Genomic DNA, 16526 nt, shown 5'->3' with positions numbered 1-16526 from the left:
TCAGACGCGGTCGATGGTCAGGTCGAGGAAGTGGGTGGAGCACGAGATGCACGGGTCGTGGTTGCGGATGGCCCGCTCGCACAGGTGCGTCAGTTCCTCGTCGGTGGGATCGCCCTCGGCGAGCGCACGCTGGACGGTGCGGACGAGGTCGTCCTCGATGGCGCCCTGGTTCTGCGCCGTGGGCGGCACCAGGCACGCGTCCGTGACGGTGCCCGCGGCGTCCAGCCGGTACCGGTGGTAGAGCAGTCCGCGCGGTGCCTCGGTGGCGCCGTGGCCTGTCCCGGCGGCGGGCGGGACGTCGACGTGCGGGCGTTCCGGCGGCTCGTACGCGTCGATGATCCGCAGCGCCTCGTCGACCGCGTACACCACCTCCACCGCCCGCACCAGCGCCGAGCGGTACGGGTTGCGGCAGACGGCGCCGAGCGCGGGATCGCCGAGCCCGGCCTCCAGGGCCGCCTGACGGGCCACCGGAGACAGCCGGGCGCCGCCGACCGCGAACCGGGCGAGCGGCCCGGTGAGATGGCGCCGACCGTCGAGCCGGGAGTGCAGCGCCGTCGAGTGGGGGACCTGCTCCTCGCGCACGTGGTCGGGGAAGGCGCGGACGGGGAACGCCGTCCGGGTTCCGCCGGCGCGCAGCACGGTCGGGGTGCCGTCGTCGATGGCGTACACCGTCTGGGAGGCGAGGGCGAGGAAGTCGGCGTCGAGGGCGGCGTCCGGGAAGTCGAAGCCGGCGACCCAGCGGACCGTGTCCCAGGCGTCGTCGGCGGCCCGCCGCAGCCGCTCGGCCAGGGGCCGCAGCTCCGCCGGCGCCGGCGCGCGGTGGAAGCCGCCGAGCCGCACGTTCACCGGGTGGATCGCACGGCCGCCGAGCTGTTCGAGGAGGGCGTTGCCCGCCTGCTTCAGCCGCAGCCCCCGCTCGACGTCGGGGCGCCGGGTGCGGGCGAGACCGACGGCGCTGCCGCAGCCGAGGAAGTCCGGGGCGTGCAGCAGGTACAGGTGCAGGGCGTGGCTCTCGATCCACTCGCCGCAGTACAGCAGCCGGCGCAGATCGCCCACCCGGCGGTCCACCGCGACACCGCAGGCGTCCTCGATCGCCCGGCAGGCGCTCGTCTGGTACGCCACGGGGCAGATCCCGCACACCCGGGCGGTGATGTCGGGCGGTTCGGTGTGGGAGCGGCCGCGCAGGAACGCCTCGAAGAAGCGCGGCGGTTCGTAGATCCGCAGCCGGGCCTGCTCCACCCTGCGGCCGGCGACGCGCAGATGCAGGGCTCCCTCGCCCTCCACCCGGGCCAGGGAGCCGACCCGCAGGACGCGGGAGCCGCGGTGGGTCATGACGGCATCTCCTCGTCGAAGGCGGGGGCGTTGAAGGTGTGCAGGAGGCGTTCGACGTCGCGGTCGTCCATGCCGTCGCGGTGCAGCAGCGGGATGAGCGCGCGCAGGTTCGGCGACCCCGAGGGGCCGAAGCAGCCGTAGCAGCCGCGCCCGTAGGCCGGGCAGAGGGCCCCGCACCCGGCGTGCGTGACCGGGCCGAGGCAGGGTGTGCCGTGCGCCACGGTGACGCACACGACGCCGCGGCGCTTGCACTCGAAGCACACGCTGTGGTTCGGCACGTCCGGCTTGCGGCGGGCCAGGAAGGCGGTGATGACCTCCAGGAGCTGCCGGCGGTCGATGGGGCAGCCGCGCAGCTCGAAGTCGACGTCCACGTGGTCGGCGACGGCCGTGGAGGTGGCGAGGGTGTCGATGTAGTCGGGCCGCGCGTACACGGTGCGGGTGAACTCCTCGACGTCCGCGAAGTTGCGCAGCGCCTGGATGCCTCCGGCGGTGGCGCACGCGCCGATGGTCACCAGGAAGCGGGACTGCGCGCGGATCTCACGGACCCGCCCGGCGTCGGCGGGGGTGGTGACCGACCCCTCGACGAGCGCGAGGTCGTACGGGCCGGGCTCCACCTCGCTGGACGCCTCCAGGAAGTGCGCGATGCGCACCTTCCCGGCGAGGGCGAGGAGTTCGTCCTCGCAGTCGAGCAGCGTGAGCTGGCAGCCGTCGCAGGACGCGAGCTTGAACACGGCGAGTGTGGGGGTCATGTCACAGCTCCCTCACCGAGAGCAGGGATGCGGCGCGGTCCCAGCCGATCACGGGGCCGTCCCGGCACAGCAGCACACCGCCGAGCTGGCAGTGGCCGCAGTGCCCGGTGGCGCAGCGCATGTTCCGCTCCAGCGAGACCCGGATCCGGTCGGCGGGCACCCCGCGCTGGTTCAGGTCGCGGGCGGTGGCGCGGATCATGACCTCGGGGCCGCACACGTACGCCGTGGTGTTCTCCGGGGCGAACGCCGCGGTGTTCAGCAGCGTGGTGACCAGACCGACGTGGCCCCACCAGGACCCGGACGGCCGGTCGACCGTGGCCCGGCAGTGCGGCGGCCCGGGCGACTGGGCCCAGGCGCGGACCTGGTCGGCGTACAGGAGGTCGTCCGGGGTGCGGGATCCGACGAGGAGGTTCAGGCGGCCGTACGCCCGCCGGGCCTCCAGCGCGGCCACGACCAGCGGGCGCAGCGGCGCGAGACCGATGCCGCCCGACACGACCACGACGTCCCTACCGGCCGCCCGCTCCAGTCCCCAGCCGGTGCCGAAAGGGCCGCGCAGGCCCACCGTCGAACCCGGCGGCAGCGCGGCCAGGGCGGCCGAGACCGCGCCCACCGAACGGACCGTGTGCACGACGTCCCGGTCCCCGATGCGGGACACCGACACCGGGATCTCCCCGACCCCGAAGGCGTACACCATGGCGAACTGGCCCGGTGCGAAGGGCGCCAGGGCCGCCTCGCCGGCGGGCGCCAGCGTGAGACTGACCGTGTCGGCCGTCTCGCGCCGCACCCGGCGCAGCCGGTAGGGGACGGGGAGGCCGCTCATCGGGCGCCCCCGCTGCCGTACGGCCCGTACAGGTCCAGCAGCCGGATCCGGGAGGCCTGCAGCCGGTGCGCCACGACCCGGCCCACCCAGGTCGCGATCGCCCTGCCGAACTCGGAATCCCGCGCGCACATGGTCCGCACGGCCTCCGCGTCGAACTCCCAGGCCCGCACCGGGCTGAGTGCCTCGGCCCCCAGTTGCCACACGTGCGGCGGGAAGTGCCAGGACCAGCCGACCAGTTCGCCGTGGCCGAGGGACTCGATGACGGCGGCGCGGCGGCCGGGCACGTGCAGGTCCAGCAGCACGGTGCCGGTCCGGATGATCCAGAACCGGTCGGCGCGCTGCCCTTCCTCGAACAGGCGCTGTCCGCCGTCGAAGGAGACGTCGCGCGCGATGCTCATCAGGCGGTCGCGGTGCTCGACCGGAAGGGCCATCGACAGGGTGGTGGCGGAGGTCATCGTTCCGGCTCCTTCTGCTTCTCGCGCCGCAGGCGGTCGGCGAGCTCGCCGTGCAGTGCCGCGGCCTCCTCGGTGATGTCGATACCGACCGGGCACCAGGTGATGCACCGCCCGCAGCCCACGCAGCCGGTGCTGCCGAACTGGTCGTACCAGGTGGAGAGCTTGTGGGTGAGCCACTGGCGGTAGCGGCTGCGCGCCGAGGACCGCACGGGGCCGCCGTGGAGGTGGGAGAAGTCCACGTCGAAGCAGGAGTCCCAGCGCAGCCACCGCTCGGCGTGGTCGCCGGTGAGGTCGGTGACCTCCTCGGTGGTGGTACAGAAGCAGGTGGGGCACACCATGGTGCAGTTGCCGCAGGTCAGGCAGCGGGCCGCGACGTCGTCCCAGCGCTCGGCCTCCAGGCTCGCGCCCAGCAGGGTGCGCAGGTTCACCGGCGGCATGGACCGTCCCATCCGGTCACGGGCGCCGTCGACGGCCCGGCGCGCCGCGTCGCGCGTCCCCGTGTCGGCCGGGCGGTGCGGGAGGGCGGACAGGACCTCCCGCCCGGCCTCGCTGCCCACGCGCACGAGGAAGCGGTGACCGGCGGCGTCCAGGACCTCGGTCAGCGCCAGGTCGAACCCGGCGTCCGCCGCCGGACCGCTGCCCATGGAGACGCAGAAGCAGGTGGCACCGGGTTCGGTGCACTCGGCGACGATCAGGAAGGCCCCGGTCCGCCGCCTGGCGTACCCGCTGTCCGGGTAGCGGCCGCCGGCCAGGACACGGTCCTGGATCGCGATGGCCCGCAGATCACAGGGGCGCACCCCCAGGAAGGCGTACGAGGGCTGATCGGCGTCGGGCTCGGTGACCGACAGTCCGCCGTCCGGGGTGCGGTCGGCCTCCCAGAGCTTCTCCCGCTGGGGGTGCAGGAACGTCTTCCAGGACTGCGGACCCGCCGTATGGGCGAACACGGCGCCGTCGGCGCGCGGCACGAGGCGGTAGCGGCCCGCCTCGACCTCCGTGCCCCACCCGAAGGGCAGGTCGTCGGCCGTCGCCACCGCGTCGAGCACCACGGCACCGTCCCGGACGGTCGGCCCGATGACGGTGCGGCCACGCGCCCCGAGGAGCCGGACCAGGGCGTCGAGTCCGTCCCGGTCCAGGACGCCGTCTGCAGGGCTGTTCATCGTCGTCGCCCTCCGCATGTCGTCAGAGCCCCCTGGTGCCAGCCTGTTCCTCCGGCGGGCGCGGCACCACGGGCCGCCCGGGCACCGTCATGGGGACCTTCGGCCTCGCAGGGGCCGGCGGGAGGAGGGGCGGAAGCGGCGGGCCCCCGCCCGCAGGGGGGCGGGACGCCGCCCGCGCACGCTGGACGGGAAGGACATCCGCTTCTCGCGGATCCTGATTGCGCGGTGCGCGGCCTTCAGCCGCTTCCCCGCGTCTCGCACTGTCCTTCCCGTCACCTTCAGCACACCACGTGGGGACCGCGGCCGCCAGGGCCGGCCGGCCCCGAGGGGCCGGCCGGACGCCCCCGGGGGTGCGGTGCCGGGGCCGGCAAGGCTCAGTAGGGCATCGGACGCCCGGACGGGGTCCGCGGGTCGGGAGGGTCCGGCCGCTGCGGAGGCCGCGGACGCTTCCTCTCCTGGGTCCTCTTCATGCTGATCGCCTCGCGTGCTGACGTTTCGCCGGCATCCCAGCCTCGTGGATCCCCGGCGGACCGGTAAGGGGCGACCGGCCCTGATCCCGGGACGCAACGGGCCCCGTTCCCCGAGAGGGCCGAAGGTCCTGGGCAGGGGCCCGATCGCCCCTGCCGACCGCCCCGCCGGCGTGCCACCGTGGCAGTGATACCCCTGCTGCACGCATGGCAGCCCGCAAGATTGGCGGTGAAATCATGGAACTGCCCTTGGTCGTGGGAGTCGACGGATCCGAAGGCAGCATCCTGGCCATCGACTGGGCGGTGGACGAGGCCGTCCGCCACGGACTGCCGTTGCGGCTGGTCTACGCCTCCCTGTGGGAGCGCTACGAGGGGGCGCTGCCGTCACTGAACCGGGACCGGCCGTCGGAGAAGGTCATGGCGGACCACATCGTGGCGTCCGCCGAGGAACGCGTCAGGCGGCTCAACCCCGACCTGAAGGTGTCGGGCGAGGCGGTGGCGGCGGAAGCGGTGTCGGCCCTGCTGAGCGAGGGCGACAACGCCTCGGTCCTGGTGACCGGCTCCCGCGGCCGCGGGGAGCTGGCGGGCGCCCTGCTGGGCTCGGTGAGCCTGGCCGTGGCGGCCCGCTCCTACTGCCCGGTCGTCGTGGTCCGGGGCGACAAGGCCGGTCTCGCCGGGACCCACGGCCGGATCCTGCTCGGCGCCGGAGACCCCGACACGAGCGGCGAGGCCGTCCGGTTCGCCTTCCGGGAGGCCGAGGTGCGCGACTGCGAGCTCGACGTCGTACGAGCCTGGCGCTGCCCCGTCAGCGAGAGCGCCGATCACACGGCCCCGGCCGAGGACTCCGCGCACGAGCACGAGGCGCAGGCCTCCGACCTGGTCGACGCACTGGTCGCCGAGGAGACGGCCGATCACCCGTCCGTCCGGGTGCGCAGGGTGACGGTGGAGGGACCGGCCCGCAAGGTGCTGGTCAACCGCTCGGCCGCCGCCGACCTGGTGGTCGTCGGCGCGCGGCGCCGCTCCGGCCACTTCGGCCTCCAGCTCGGCCGGGTGAGCCACACCCTCCTGCACCACGCGGTCTGCCCGGTCGCGGTCGTGCCCCAGCGTGGCTGACCGCCGGCCCGGTCCGCCGCGCCGGCGACGCCCCGGTCTCCGGCGACACGCAGCCCGTGTCGCGGGACGCCGGGGCCGGCGTGCCCCGGGTGACACTGGTGCGGCAGGAACCTCGATCCGGGGCACCCGGCCCCGAAGCCGCGAAGGGGGCAGCGCATGCGGGCCTGGACCTGGCAGTACGAGGGATACGACCCCGCGCAGGAACGCCTGAAGGAGGCGCTGTGCACGCTGGGCAACGGCCGCTTCGCCACCCGCGGCGCGCTGCCCGAGTGCACGGCCGACGACGTGCACTACCCGGGCACCTACGCGGCCGGCTGCTACAACCGCCTCGTCTCCGTCGTCGCGGAACGCCGGGTCGAGAACGAGGACATGGTCAACCTGCCGAACTGGCTGCCCCTGCGCTTCCGGACCGCCGGCGGTGCCTGGCTCACGCCGGACACCGCGCCGGTGCTCGGCCACCGCCTGGCCCTCGTCCTGGACTCCGGACTGTTGGAGCGCGAGACCCGCTACGGCCTGGACGGCGAGCGGGTGCTGACCGTACGGCAGCAGCGCCTCGTGCACATGGCCGACCCGAACCTGGCCGCCCTGCGCACCGAGTTCACCGTCGACGGCGCCGCGACGGAGCTGGAGGTCGAGGCGGCGCTCGACGGGGGTGTGGTCAACGCCGGGGTGCGGCGCTACCGCGGTCTGGAAGGACGCCACCTGACCCACGTCCACACCGGCACCGCCACCCCCGGCACGGTGTGGCTGCGCTGCCGTACCCGCACCTCGGACATCCGCATCGGCATGGCGGCCCGGCTGACCGCCGACGCACCGGTCGCCGACAGCCACGAACACCCCCGGGCGCTCCAGCGGGTGCGCCTGCCGCTGGAACCGGGCCGCACCGTCACCGTCGACAAGACGGTGGCCCTGCACACCTCCCGCGACCCCGCGATCAGCGACCCGCTGCAGACCGCTGTCGACCGGGTGGGCACCGCGCCCGGCTTCGAGTCGCTGCTGAGGTGGCACGTCACCGCCTGGGCCCAGCTGTGGCGGCGGGCCGAGCTCGACGTCCCCGGCGAGGCGGGGGCCATTCTGCGTCTGCACCTCTTCCACGTCCTGCAGACGCTCTCGCCGCACACCGCCGACCTCGACGTGGGCGTCCCGGCCCGCGGACTGCACGGAGAGGCCTACCGGGGGCACATCTTCTGGGACGAGCTCTTCGTGCTGCCCTACCTCAACCTGCACTTCCCCGAGGTCTCCCGCGCCCTGCTCCGCTACCGCCACCGGCGCCTGGACCGCGCCCGCGCCGCCGCCCGGGCCATCGGCTGCCGCGGCGCCCTGTACCCCTGGCAGAGCGGCAGCGACGGCCGCGAGGAGACCCAGCGCCTGCACCTCAACCCCCGCTCGGGCCGCTGGCTGCCCGACCACACCCATCTGCAGCACCACGTCGGCTCGGCGATCGCCTACAACGTGTGGCAGTACTGCGAGGCCAGCGGCGACACGGAGTTCCTGCACACCAAGGGCGCCGAGATGCTGCTGCACATCGCCCGCTTCTGGGCGGACTCGGCCACCTGGGACGAGACGCTGGGCCGGCACCGGATCCGCGGCGTGGTCGGCCCGGACGAGTACCACGAGAGCTACCCCGGCGCCACGGCACCCGGCCTCGACGACAACGCGTACACCAACGTCACGGCGTCCTGGGTCCTGAGCCGCACCCTGGAGGTGCTGCACGACCTGCCGCAGCCCCGGCGGCGTGAACTCCTCGAACGCGTCGATCTGGACGGCGGCGAGCTGGAGCGCTGGGACGTCGTCTCGCGCACCCTGCACGTCCCCTTCCACGACGGCGTCATCAGCCAGTTCGAGGGCTACGGCGACCTCGTCGAACTCGACTGGGAGGGCTATCAGAAGCGCTACGACGACATCCGCCGGCTCGACCGGATCCTCGAGGCAGAGGGGGACACCGTCAACCGCTACAAGGCCTCCAAACAGGCCGACGTGCTGATGCTCGGCTACCTGTTCTCCCCGGGCGAGCTCCGGTCGCTCCTGCGCCGGCTGGGCCACCGGCTCGACGAGGACACCTGGCACCGCACCGTCGACTACTACCTGGCGCGCACCAGCCACGGCTCCACCCTCAGCGGTCTGGTCCACGGCTGGATCCTGGCCCGCGCCCGGCGCGCCGGGGCGTGGCTGTTCTGCCAGGAGGCCCTCCGCGGCGACGTCGCCGACGTGCAGGGCGGAACCACGGGCGAGGGCATCCACCTCGGGGCGATGGCCGGCACCCTCGACCTCATCCAGCGCGGCCTGACCGGGCTGGAGACCCGCCAGGGGGCGCTGTGGCTGGACCCGGTACCGCTGCCGGAGCTCTCGTCGTACGGGTTCTCCCTGCAGTACCAGGGGCACTGGGGGGTGCGGCTGCGGCTGGAGCGCGGGCTGCTGGAGGTCTCCGTGCCGCCCTCCGACCTGCCGCCGGTCGCCGTGCGGCTGCCCGACCGGACGGTGGGCGTCGAGCCCGGCGGGACGAGCCGGCTGCTGCTTCCCGACTGAGCACCGCGCGCGCCGCGGGACCGGCGCACGCGCGGATCGGGGCCGGGGCTCAGGCCTGGACGGGGCCCGTCAGCATGACGATGTCGTCGGCCGCCACGTCGTGCAGCCGGATGGCGAGGTCCTCCAGAGCCCGGCTGGCGGCGAGTTCGTCACCGATCTCGGGCACCGGCCTGTCGATGGGATTGCGCCGGGCCGTCCCCCTGCCCGTCAGGGTCGAGGTGTCGCGTGTGCTGAGTACGGCACGCGCGCGCGTGGTGTCGCCCTCTTCGGAGATGAAGATCTGCACGGTCCACTGCTTGGCTTCCATGGTGATCACTTCCGTACCGCGTACCGGAACCGCTCCTCGACTTCACCGTGCGCGCGGGCGGACCGGCGGCGCCGGTGCCGAACGGCCCTGGTGGCACCGTCCGCCGGACCGCTCACGGGGCCAGGGAGAAGTAGCTCTCCTCCTCCTGCGCGAAGTGCAGGCGCAGGACCGTGTTCAGGCCGTAGAGGCAGGAGCGGAGGTCGTCGAGCTGCTCGGGCGCCGGGCCGCCGCCCGCGGCGCGCGCGAGACGCAGATGCGTGTCGATGCGCCGGGAGAGGCGCTCGATCTCCGTGTGGGCGCGGCTCATGGTGGCGGTCGCCTCCGGGCCGCCGAGCGCGGGGGCCAGGGCCGGGTAGAGCCGGTGCTCCTCGGCGTACTCGTGCGGCAGCAGCCGCTCGGTGAGCAGCCGGTGCGCCTGCTCGACGGCGGCGAGCGCCTGCGGGCCGGGGTCGTCGGACAGCCGGTCGGCGGCGGTGCGCACCGCTTCCAGCACGTCCTGGAGGTCGTCGTGCTCGGCCGCGAAGCGGTGGATCAGGGCCTCGGCCGCCGGGGTGAGGGACGGGCGCGCGGCCCGGTCCACCCGCAGGGCCCGCAGCGCGTTGAGGATCACGGCCACGTCGATGCCCTCCTGCAGCAGCGCGCCGACGGCCGGCGGCAGCAGACCGGCGGCCGCCGCCGCCATGGCCGCCAGCGACATCAGCATGCCGCCGAGGGCGCTCTGCACGGCGATGCGCCGGGCCCGCACGGCCATGGAGACCGCGTCGGCGAGACGGTCCACGCGGTCGGTGGTCAGCACGACGTCGGCGGCCTCGGAGGCCGCGGTGGAACCGCGGGCGCCCATGGCCACGCCCACGTCCGCGGCGGCGAGGGCCGGGGCGTCGTTCACGCCGTCGCCGACCATCACGGTGACCGCGCTCTTCCGCTCGGCCCGCACGGCGGCCACCTTGTCGGCCGGGCCCAGCTCGGCGCGCACGCCGTCCAGGCCCAGGACGGCGGCGACCTCGCGGGCGGGTTCCGCGCGGTCCCCGGTGAGCATCAGCACCCGCTCGATGCCGACCGTACGCAGGTGGCGCACGGTGCGTGGGGCGTCGGGGCGCAGCGGATCGCGCAGCAGGACGGCACCGGCGCTCTGCCCGCCGACGGTCAGCCAGGCGACGGCCGCCCCGTCCAGCAGGGCCCGGTTGCCGACCGCCCGGGCCCAGCCCGGCCGGTCCTCCTCGCCGCCGGCGCGGCCGATGGACACCCGGTGCCCGTCCACCGTGCCGGTGGCGCCCCGGCCGGGTTCCTCGGTGACGCCTGCGGCGGCCGACAGAGTCAGCCCGCGCTCCCGCGCGGCGGCGACGATCGCCCGGGCGAGCACATGGGGCGAGTACTGGTCGACCGAGGCCGCCAGGCGCAGGACCTCCGAGGGCGTCCAGCCGGGCGCCGCGCTGACGTCGACGACACGCGGACGGCCGCCGGTGAGGGTGCCGGTCTTGTCCAGCAGCAGCGTGCGGGCCCGGCCCAGGTTCTCCAGCGCGCCGCCGTCCCGGACGACCACCCCGAGACGCGAGGCGCGGGAGAGACCGGAGACGATCGCGACCGGCGCGGCGAGCAGCAGCGGACACGGAGTGGCGACCACCAGGACCGCGACGGCGCGCACGGCGGAACCGCTGATCAGCCACGCCAGTCCCGCGACGGCGAGGGACAGCGGCAGGAACCAGGCCGCGTAGCGGTCCGCCAGCCGCACGACCGGGGCGCTCTCCGCCTGTGCCTGCCGGGCCAGCCGCACGATCCCGGCGTAGGTGCTGTCCTGCGCGGTCGCGGTCGCGCGCAGGTCGAAGGCACCGCCCGCGTTGACGGCGCCGCTGCGCACGGCCTTGCCCCGGCCCCGTTCGACCTGGAGGGGCTCGCCGGTGAGCACGGACTCGTCGAGGACGGCCGTGTCGCTCTCCACCGTGCCGTCGACGGGCACCACCTCACCGGGGCCGACCACGAGCGGGTCGCCGCCGACCACCTCGTCCAGGGGCACGGTGCGCACACCGTCGGCCGTGCGGCGGCGTGCCGAGCGGGGCGCGTGCTCCAGCAGGGCGCGCAGGTCGTGCGAGGCCCGCCGCCGTGCGGCGGACTCCAGGGCCCGGCCGGTGGCGAGCATCAGCCCGACGAGGGCCCCGGCCAGGTACTCGCCGACGGCCAGGGTGCCCCCGAGGGCGAACACCGCGATCACGTCCACGCCCGCGTGCCCGCGGTGCAGCGCCGCCAGCACCCACACCACCGCCGGGACGACGGCGGCCACGGTGCCCACGGCCCACAGCAGGTCGGCGAGCACGTCGTTCCCGGTGAGCCACGCGGCACCCCCGGCGGCCACCGCCGCCGCCGTGACGACCAGGAGTACGGCTTCCACGGAGGCCACCGGGGCGAGGCGCCGGCGCAGCCGGGTCGTGAAGGCGGAGACGTTCATGAGACACCTCGGTCCGTCCGGAACGGCGGCCGTCGCGCAGGCCCCCCACCATGACAGCGCGTCCGGCGGGTGCGGCGGCAGGGGCTTACGGCCCTACTCGGCCGGCCGCCCGGCCGCGTGGCGTCGCGATGAGGGCCGACCGGCCCATGCGGTGGCGACCGGGCTGGTCAAAGATGAAGAAGTGGGGCATCTCCGCCGCCCCGGTGGGCGCCCCCGCGCCCCGACGGTTCCGAGCAGTCACGCCGAACGGCCTGAGGCCCAGGGAGGCACGCTCATGAAGGGCTTCGTATTCCACGGCACCGGCAAGTCCGCCTGGGAGGACGTCCCGGACCCGGGCATCGAGGATCCCACCGACGCCGTCGTCCGGGTCGACGCCGTCACCATCTGCGGGACGGACCTGCACATCCTCAAGGGCGACGTACCCGAGGTGCCCGCCGGGACGGTGCTGGGGCACGAAGCGGTCGGCGAGGTCGTCGAGACCGGCAGCGACGTACGCACGGTACGGCCGGGCGACCGGGTCCTCGTCTCCTGCATCACCGCCTGTGGCCGCTGCCGCTTCTGCAAGCAGGCCGCCTACGGCCAGTGCCGGGGCGGCGGAGGCTGGGTCCTCGGCCACCTGATCGACGGCACCCAGGCCGAGTACGTGCGCGTGCCCTACGCCGACCTGTCCGTCCATCCCCTGCCCGGCACGCTGACCAGCCAGGACGCCGTGCTGTTCGCGGACATCTTCCCGACCGCCCACGAGGTGGGCGTGATCAACGGGGCCGTGGCGCCGGGCGACACCGTCGTCATCGTCGGGGCCGGGCCCGTCGGACTCGCCGCGGTCCTCACCGCCAAGCTGTACTCGCCCGAGCGGATCATCGCCGTGGACCTGGCCGACGCGCGGCTGGAGGCCGCCCGGCAGCTCGGCGCCGACGCCGTCGTCCCCGTGCGCGAGGGTCCCGAGCAACTGGTCTCCGACCTCACCGGGGGTCTGGGCGCCGACGTGGTCATCGAGGCCGTGGGAGTGCCGGAGACCTTCGAGATGTGCACGCGCATGGTGCGGCCCGGCGGGCGTGTGGCCAACGTCGGCGTCCACGGCAAGCCCGCGACCCTGCACCTCGAAGAGCTGTGGATCAAGAACGTGACCATCACGACCGGCCTGGTCGACACGTCCTCCACCCCCACGCTCCTGCGGATGGCGGCCTCCGGGCGCCTGCCCACCTCGCCGCTGGTGACCCACACCTTCCCCCTGGAGCGGATGGAGGAGGCGTACGAGGTCTTCGCGCACGCCGGCGAGACCGGTGCGCTCAAGGTCGTGCTCGGCGAGCCTCGCCATGACGAGCTGGCCGTCCCGGCGCCGTGACCGGCTGACCGAAGAGGGAGGCGACGGGTCGTGGAGCACCACACGCGGGTCCGGGGCGACCTGGGGCGCCGCCTCGCCGCGCGCCGCGCGGAACTCGGCCTGACACAGGAGGAGACGGCCCGGCGCGCGGGCATGGCCACCAGCTACCTGCGCTATCTGGAGGAGTCCCGCACCCCCACACCGGGGCGCGGCGCACTCCTCCAGCTCGCCGGCGCACTGGAGACCACCGTCACCACGCTCACCGGAGGCGACAGCGACCTGCCGCCCGGCCGCGGCGGGGCGGGCCGGCAACCCGCGCTCGTGACGCTCGACGCCGACACGTGCTGGAGCCGCCTGGGAACGCACGGGGTGGGCAGACTCGCCCTGGTCAGCGCCGGCGGCCCCACGGTCCTGCCCGTCAACTACACGGTCGTCGACCGCACGATCGCGTTCCGCACCGCACCCGGCACGGTCCCCGCGCAGGTGCTCGGCACGCGCGTCGCGTTCGAGGTCGACCACCTCGACGAGGCGTTCAGCCGCGGCTGGAGCGTCCTGGTACGCGGCCGGGCTCGCGGCGTCTCCAGCCCGGAGGCCCTGAAGCGGCTGCGGGACGAGGCCCACAGCGCGCCCTGGGCGGGCGGCCGGCGCGAGATGTGGATCTGCATCGACGCCGTCGAGATCAGCGGCCGCGACATCAGGGAGGGACCCCGGTAGGGGCTGCCGTCGGACGCCGCCGTCCCCGCCCGGTCACCCGTCTGGCCCGATGAGGTGATCTCACCCGGTCAGGGCCGACCGGCCCTGGTCTTTCGGCCCGGCAGCGAGCAGGATCGGGGACGCCGGTCCGCTCGGGGCCGGCCGGCGGCGCCGAACGCGGAAGGAGCCCCGGATGGCGGACAGCGAGCTGCAAGCCGGCCCGGGCACCCCGATCCGGGTGTTCCTGCTGGACGACCACGAGGTCGTACGGCGCGGGGTGCACGACCTGCTGAACGACGAACCGGACATCACCGTCGTCGGCGAGGCGGGCACCGCCGAGCAGGCCCTGGCACGCGTTCCCGCGCTGCGCCCGCGGGTGGCGGTGCTCGACGTCCGCCTGCCCGACGGCGACGGGGTGAGCGTCTGCCGGGAGCTGCGCTCGCGCATGCCGGACCTGGCCTGCCTGATGCTGACCTCGTTCGACGACGAGGAGGCGCTCCTCGACTCGATCATGGCCGGCGCGTCCGGATACGTCCTCAAGCAGATCCAGGGCTCCGACCTGGTCTCCGCCGTGCGCACCGTGGCCATCGGCCAGTCGCTGCTCGACCCGGCCGCCACGACCAAGCTCATGGCACGGCTGCGCGAGGGAGGCGAGCCGCACGAGGCGGAACCCGAGGCGCTGCCGGGTCTGACGGCCCGCGAGCGGGAGATCCTCACCCTCATCGGAGAGGGCCTCACCAACCGCCAGATCGGCCAGCGGCTCTACCTCGCCGAGAAGACCGTCAAGAACCACATCTCCCGCCTCCTCGCCAAGCTCGGCGTCGAGCGCCGCATCCAGGCCGCCGTCATCGCCACCCAGGCCCAGGACAGGCTCCGGCCCGAGGGGCACTGACCACTGATGACCGGCCGCATTGGTCAAGACCGTCGCCGGGTACCAGAATGAGGGGAAACACGACCACCGTCGGCAGGACTGGATCGAGCAGGACGTCGCCCGGCGCCCCCTGGGCCGGGCGACGTCCCGGGCGCGTTCCGGGCAGCCGGGTGCGTGGGTACGGCGAACGGGGCTGGAGGATCACCCGTGGCAAGCTCCGGCGAATCCGATCAGGCGCGCGTCCGTCTGCCGCAGCTCAGACTGGACGAGCTGCTGGAGGAGCTGCAGGCGCGGCTGGACGCGGCGCGGGGCACCCGTGACCGGGTGCACAGCCTGCTGGAGGCCGTGCTCTCGGTCGGCCGCGAACTCGACCTGGAGCAGGTCCTGCGCAGCATCGTGCAGGCCGCCGCGGTGCTCGTCGACGCCGAGTACGCGGCGCTGGGCGTGATCACCCCGGACGGCGAGCGGCTCTCGGAGTTCCTCACCGTGGGCGTCCCCGACGAGCAGATCGCCCGGATCGGCCACTACCCGGAGGGTCACGGCATCCTCGGTGAGCTGATCCGCCACCCCGAGTCGCTGCGGCTGGAGAAGATCTCCGAGCACCCGGCGTCCTACGGCTTCCCCGCCCACCACCCGCCGATGAACACCTTCCTGGGCGTCCCGATCCGGGTGCGCGACCAGATCTTCGGCAACCTCTACCTGACCGAGAAGCGCGGCGGAGCGGCGTTCGACGAGGAGGACGAGTCGGTCCTGTCCACCCTGGCGGTCGCGGCGGGCGTCGCGATCGACAACGCCCGCCTGTACGAGGAGTCGCGGCTGCGGGAGCGCTGGCTGAAGGTCAGCGCCGAGATCACGCAGAGCCTGATGTCCGGCAGCGAGCGGGCCGAGGTCCTCGGGCTGATCGCCGAACGGGCGCGGGAGATCACCGCGGCCGCTCTCGCGGTGGTCGCGGTGCCGGTGGCCGACACCGGCGCGCTCACCGTGGAACTCGCCCTCGGCGAGGGAGCCGAGGTGCACCGGGGGCGGGTGCTGCCGGTGGAGGGCAGCCTGATCGGCCGGGCCTTCTCCGGGGGCAGCCCCGTCACCAGCGCCGACCTGTCGGCCGACGAGAGGCTCTCGGCCGACCCGGCGCGCAGCACCGGACTCGGACCCGCCGTCGCCGTCCCCATCGGCACGGGCGACGGCGTCCGCGGCGTGGCGCTGCTGGTGCGCGAGACCGGCACCCCGGTGTTCACCGAGAAGGAGACCGAGCCGCTGCAGGCGTTCGCCGCGCAGGCGGCCGTCGCCATGGAGCTGGCCGAGCGCCGCCGGGACGTGGAGCAGATCGCCATGCTCCAGGACCGCGACCGTATCGCCCGCGACCTGCACGACCTCGCCATCCAGCGGCTCTTCGCCACCGGCATGACCCTGCAGAGCGCGGGCCGCTTCATCGAGCACCCCGAGGCTGCGGAGCGCGTCATGCGCGCGGTGGACGACCTTGACGAGACCATCAAGATCATCAGGTCGACGATCTTCGGGCTGCGCTCACGCGAGGACGCCGCCCGCTCCGGTCTGCGCGCCCGGGTGGTGCGGGTGGTCGGCGAGAACGCGCCCGTGCTGGGCTTCGCGCCCAGCCTGCGGATGGAAGGCCTGCTGGACACGCAGGTGCCCAAGGAGATCGCCGACCACGTGATCGCCGTCCTCTCCGAGGCGCTGACCAACATCGCACGCCACGCCCACGCCGAACGGGCCGAGGTGGCCCTGGAGACCGACGGCCGCGAGGTCCGCCTGTCGGTCACCGACGACGGCGTCGGCATCCCGCCCGGCGGCCGCCGCAGCGGCCTGCGCAACATGGCCGAACGCGCCGAGCAGCTGCACGGGACCCTCGCAGTGACCAGCCCCGCCGGCGGGGGAGTCTCCCTGGTGTGGTCCGTGCCGGTGAAGCAGCCCTGAGCGTGGCGGGAGCGCGGTAGGGCCGGTCGGCGCGTCCGCCGAGCCCCTTCCAGCCCTGTGCCGGACACCGGCCGCCGTCCAGTCCGGAGTGCGCAGGAGCAGCTCGCCGGGCGGGTGCCCCGCGGACCGGAGGCTGCCGCCGGCCCGTCCCGGCCGTCGCCCCACGACGAGGAGTGCCATGGATGGCCAGCCGACGGCCGGAGTCACACGGACGGCCCCCTCCCGGATCCGGCGGCGGTCGTGGACGCCTACCGGCTCGACCCCGCCCGGGTGCCCGCTGACCTCGGGGTCGACCCGGCGACCGGGCTCGGCGAGCGCGAGGCGGCCGAACGCCTCGCCG

13 protein-coding genes are annotated in these 16526 nt (G+C 74.6%); 6 read left to right on the top strand and 7 right to left on the bottom strand.

The annotated features are described in order from the left end of the window. Genes ACFW6P_RS26560 through ACFW6P_RS26540 form a run of 5 tightly spaced genes read right to left on the bottom strand, consistent with a single transcriptional unit; the run spans position 1 to position 4513 of the window. The gene (locus ACFW6P_RS26560) at positions 1–1332 is read right to left on the bottom strand and encodes a Ni/Fe hydrogenase subunit alpha (RefSeq protein WP_386353387.1); all 1332 of its coding nucleotides are present in this window, start codon (positions 1330–1332) and stop codon (positions 1–3) included. Beyond that, on the bottom strand, positions 1329–2081 hold the full coding sequence (locus tag ACFW6P_RS26555; protein ID WP_386353385.1) for an oxidoreductase: 753 nt from the start codon (positions 2079–2081) through the stop codon (positions 1329–1331). Before ACFW6P_RS26555 ends, ACFW6P_RS26560 begins: the two co-directional genes overlap by 4 nt. Position 2082: 1 nt before the next feature. Further along, a complete protein-coding gene (locus ACFW6P_RS26550; RefSeq protein ID WP_386425042.1) occupies positions 2083–2901 on the bottom strand; it encodes an FAD/NAD(P)-binding protein in 819 nt (272 codons plus the stop codon). Next, complete coding sequence (locus ACFW6P_RS26545) at positions 2898–3356, bottom strand: Crp/Fnr family transcriptional regulator (RefSeq protein WP_386353381.1); 459 nt, start codon at positions 3354–3356, stop codon at positions 2898–2900. Before ACFW6P_RS26545 ends, ACFW6P_RS26550 begins: the two co-directional genes overlap by 4 nt. After that, on the bottom strand, positions 3353–4513 hold the full coding sequence (locus ACFW6P_RS26540; protein WP_386353379.1) for a 4Fe-4S dicluster domain-containing protein: 1161 nt from the start codon (positions 4511–4513) through the stop codon (positions 3353–3355). The genes ACFW6P_RS26545 and ACFW6P_RS26540 overlap by 4 nt, the downstream gene beginning before the upstream one ends. A 704-nt stretch (positions 4514–5217) precedes the next feature. Here ACFW6P_RS26540 and ACFW6P_RS26535 point away from each other — a divergent pair. Next, entirely contained in the window at positions 5218–6093 is an 876-nt protein-coding gene (locus tag ACFW6P_RS26535; RefSeq protein ID WP_386353377.1) for a universal stress protein, read from the top strand. 156 nt (positions 6094–6249) lie between these two features. Then, positions 6250–8619, top strand: coding sequence for a glycoside hydrolase family 65 protein (locus tag ACFW6P_RS26530; RefSeq protein WP_386353375.1), 2370 nt, complete (start codon positions 6250–6252; stop codon positions 8617–8619). A 49-nt stretch (positions 8620–8668) separates the two neighbouring features. On the opposite strand, the gene ACFW6P_RS26525 is transcribed toward ACFW6P_RS26530, so the two are convergent. Then, positions 8669–8926, bottom strand: a complete 258-nt coding sequence (locus tag ACFW6P_RS26525) for a DUF1876 domain-containing protein (RefSeq protein ID WP_386353373.1) — start codon at positions 8924–8926, stop codon at positions 8669–8671. 112 nt (positions 8927–9038) lie between these two features. Then, positions 9039–11366: a heavy metal translocating P-type ATPase gene (locus ACFW6P_RS26520; protein WP_386353371.1), complete on the bottom strand. Its 2328-nt coding sequence runs from the start codon at positions 11364–11366 to the stop codon at positions 9039–9041. A 274-nt stretch (positions 11367–11640) separates the two neighbouring features. Here ACFW6P_RS26520 and ACFW6P_RS26515 point away from each other — a divergent pair, with 274 nt between their 5' ends. From ACFW6P_RS26515 to ACFW6P_RS26500, 4 genes are all read left to right on the top strand, one after another. Continuing rightward, the gene (locus ACFW6P_RS26515) at positions 11641–12711 is read left to right on the top strand and encodes a zinc-dependent alcohol dehydrogenase family protein (RefSeq protein ID WP_386353369.1); all 1071 of its coding nucleotides are present in this window, start codon (positions 11641–11643) and stop codon (positions 12709–12711) included. A 30-nt stretch (positions 12712–12741) separates the two neighbouring features. Next, positions 12742–13404: a helix-turn-helix domain-containing protein gene (locus tag ACFW6P_RS26510; protein ID WP_386353367.1), complete on the top strand. Its 663-nt coding sequence runs from the start codon at positions 12742–12744 to the stop codon at positions 13402–13404. A 172-nt stretch (positions 13405–13576) separates the two neighbouring features. Further along, positions 13577–14275, top strand: coding sequence for a response regulator (locus tag ACFW6P_RS26505; RefSeq protein ID WP_386353365.1), 699 nt, complete (start codon positions 13577–13579; stop codon positions 14273–14275). Between the two features lie 186 nt (positions 14276–14461). After that, positions 14462–16186, top strand: a complete 1725-nt coding sequence (locus ACFW6P_RS26500) for a GAF domain-containing protein (RefSeq protein ID WP_386353363.1) — start codon at positions 14462–14464, stop codon at positions 16184–16186. Positions 16187–16526 lie beyond the last annotated feature (340 nt).

This window comes from Streptomyces sp. NPDC058741 (genome assembly GCF_042746715.1).
In the GTDB taxonomy this organism is placed as follows: Bacteria; Actinomycetota; Actinomycetes; order Streptomycetales; family Streptomycetaceae; genus Streptomyces.
This window is presented reverse-complemented; position numbering and strand designations above follow the sequence as displayed.

Bases quoted from the DNA above. Each gene is read 5' to 3' on its own strand.
- ACFW6P_RS26560 (WP_386353387.1), bottom strand. From the start codon at position 1,332: ATGACCCACCGCGGCTCCCGCGTCCTGCGGGTCGGCTCCCTGGCCCGG.
- ACFW6P_RS26555 (WP_386353385.1), bottom strand. From the start codon at position 2,081: ATGACCCCCACACTCGCCGTGTTCAAGCTCGCGTCCTGCGACGGCTGC.
- ACFW6P_RS26550 (WP_386425042.1), bottom strand. From the start codon at position 2,901: ATGAGCGGCCTCCCCGTCCCCTACCGGCTGCGCCGGGTGCGGCGCGAG.
- ACFW6P_RS26545 (WP_386353381.1), bottom strand. From the start codon at position 3,356: ATGACCTCCGCCACCACCCTGTCGATGGCCCTTCCGGTCGAGCACCGC.
- ACFW6P_RS26540 (WP_386353379.1), bottom strand. From the start codon at position 4,513: ATGAACAGCCCTGCAGACGGCGTCCTGGACCGGGACGGACTCGACGCC.
- ACFW6P_RS26535 (WP_386353377.1), top strand. From the start codon at position 5,218: ATGGAACTGCCCTTGGTCGTGGGAGTCGACGGATCCGAAGGCAGCATC.
- ACFW6P_RS26530 (WP_386353375.1), top strand. From the start codon at position 6,250: ATGCGGGCCTGGACCTGGCAGTACGAGGGATACGACCCCGCGCAGGAA.
- ACFW6P_RS26525 (WP_386353373.1), bottom strand. From the start codon at position 8,926: ATGGAAGCCAAGCAGTGGACCGTGCAGATCTTCATCTCCGAAGAGGGC.
- ACFW6P_RS26520 (WP_386353371.1), bottom strand. From the start codon at position 11,366: ATGAACGTCTCCGCCTTCACGACCCGGCTGCGCCGGCGCCTCGCCCCG.
- ACFW6P_RS26515 (WP_386353369.1), top strand. From the start codon at position 11,641: ATGAAGGGCTTCGTATTCCACGGCACCGGCAAGTCCGCCTGGGAGGAC.
- ACFW6P_RS26505 (WP_386353365.1), top strand. From the start codon at position 13,577: ATGGCGGACAGCGAGCTGCAAGCCGGCCCGGGCACCCCGATCCGGGTG.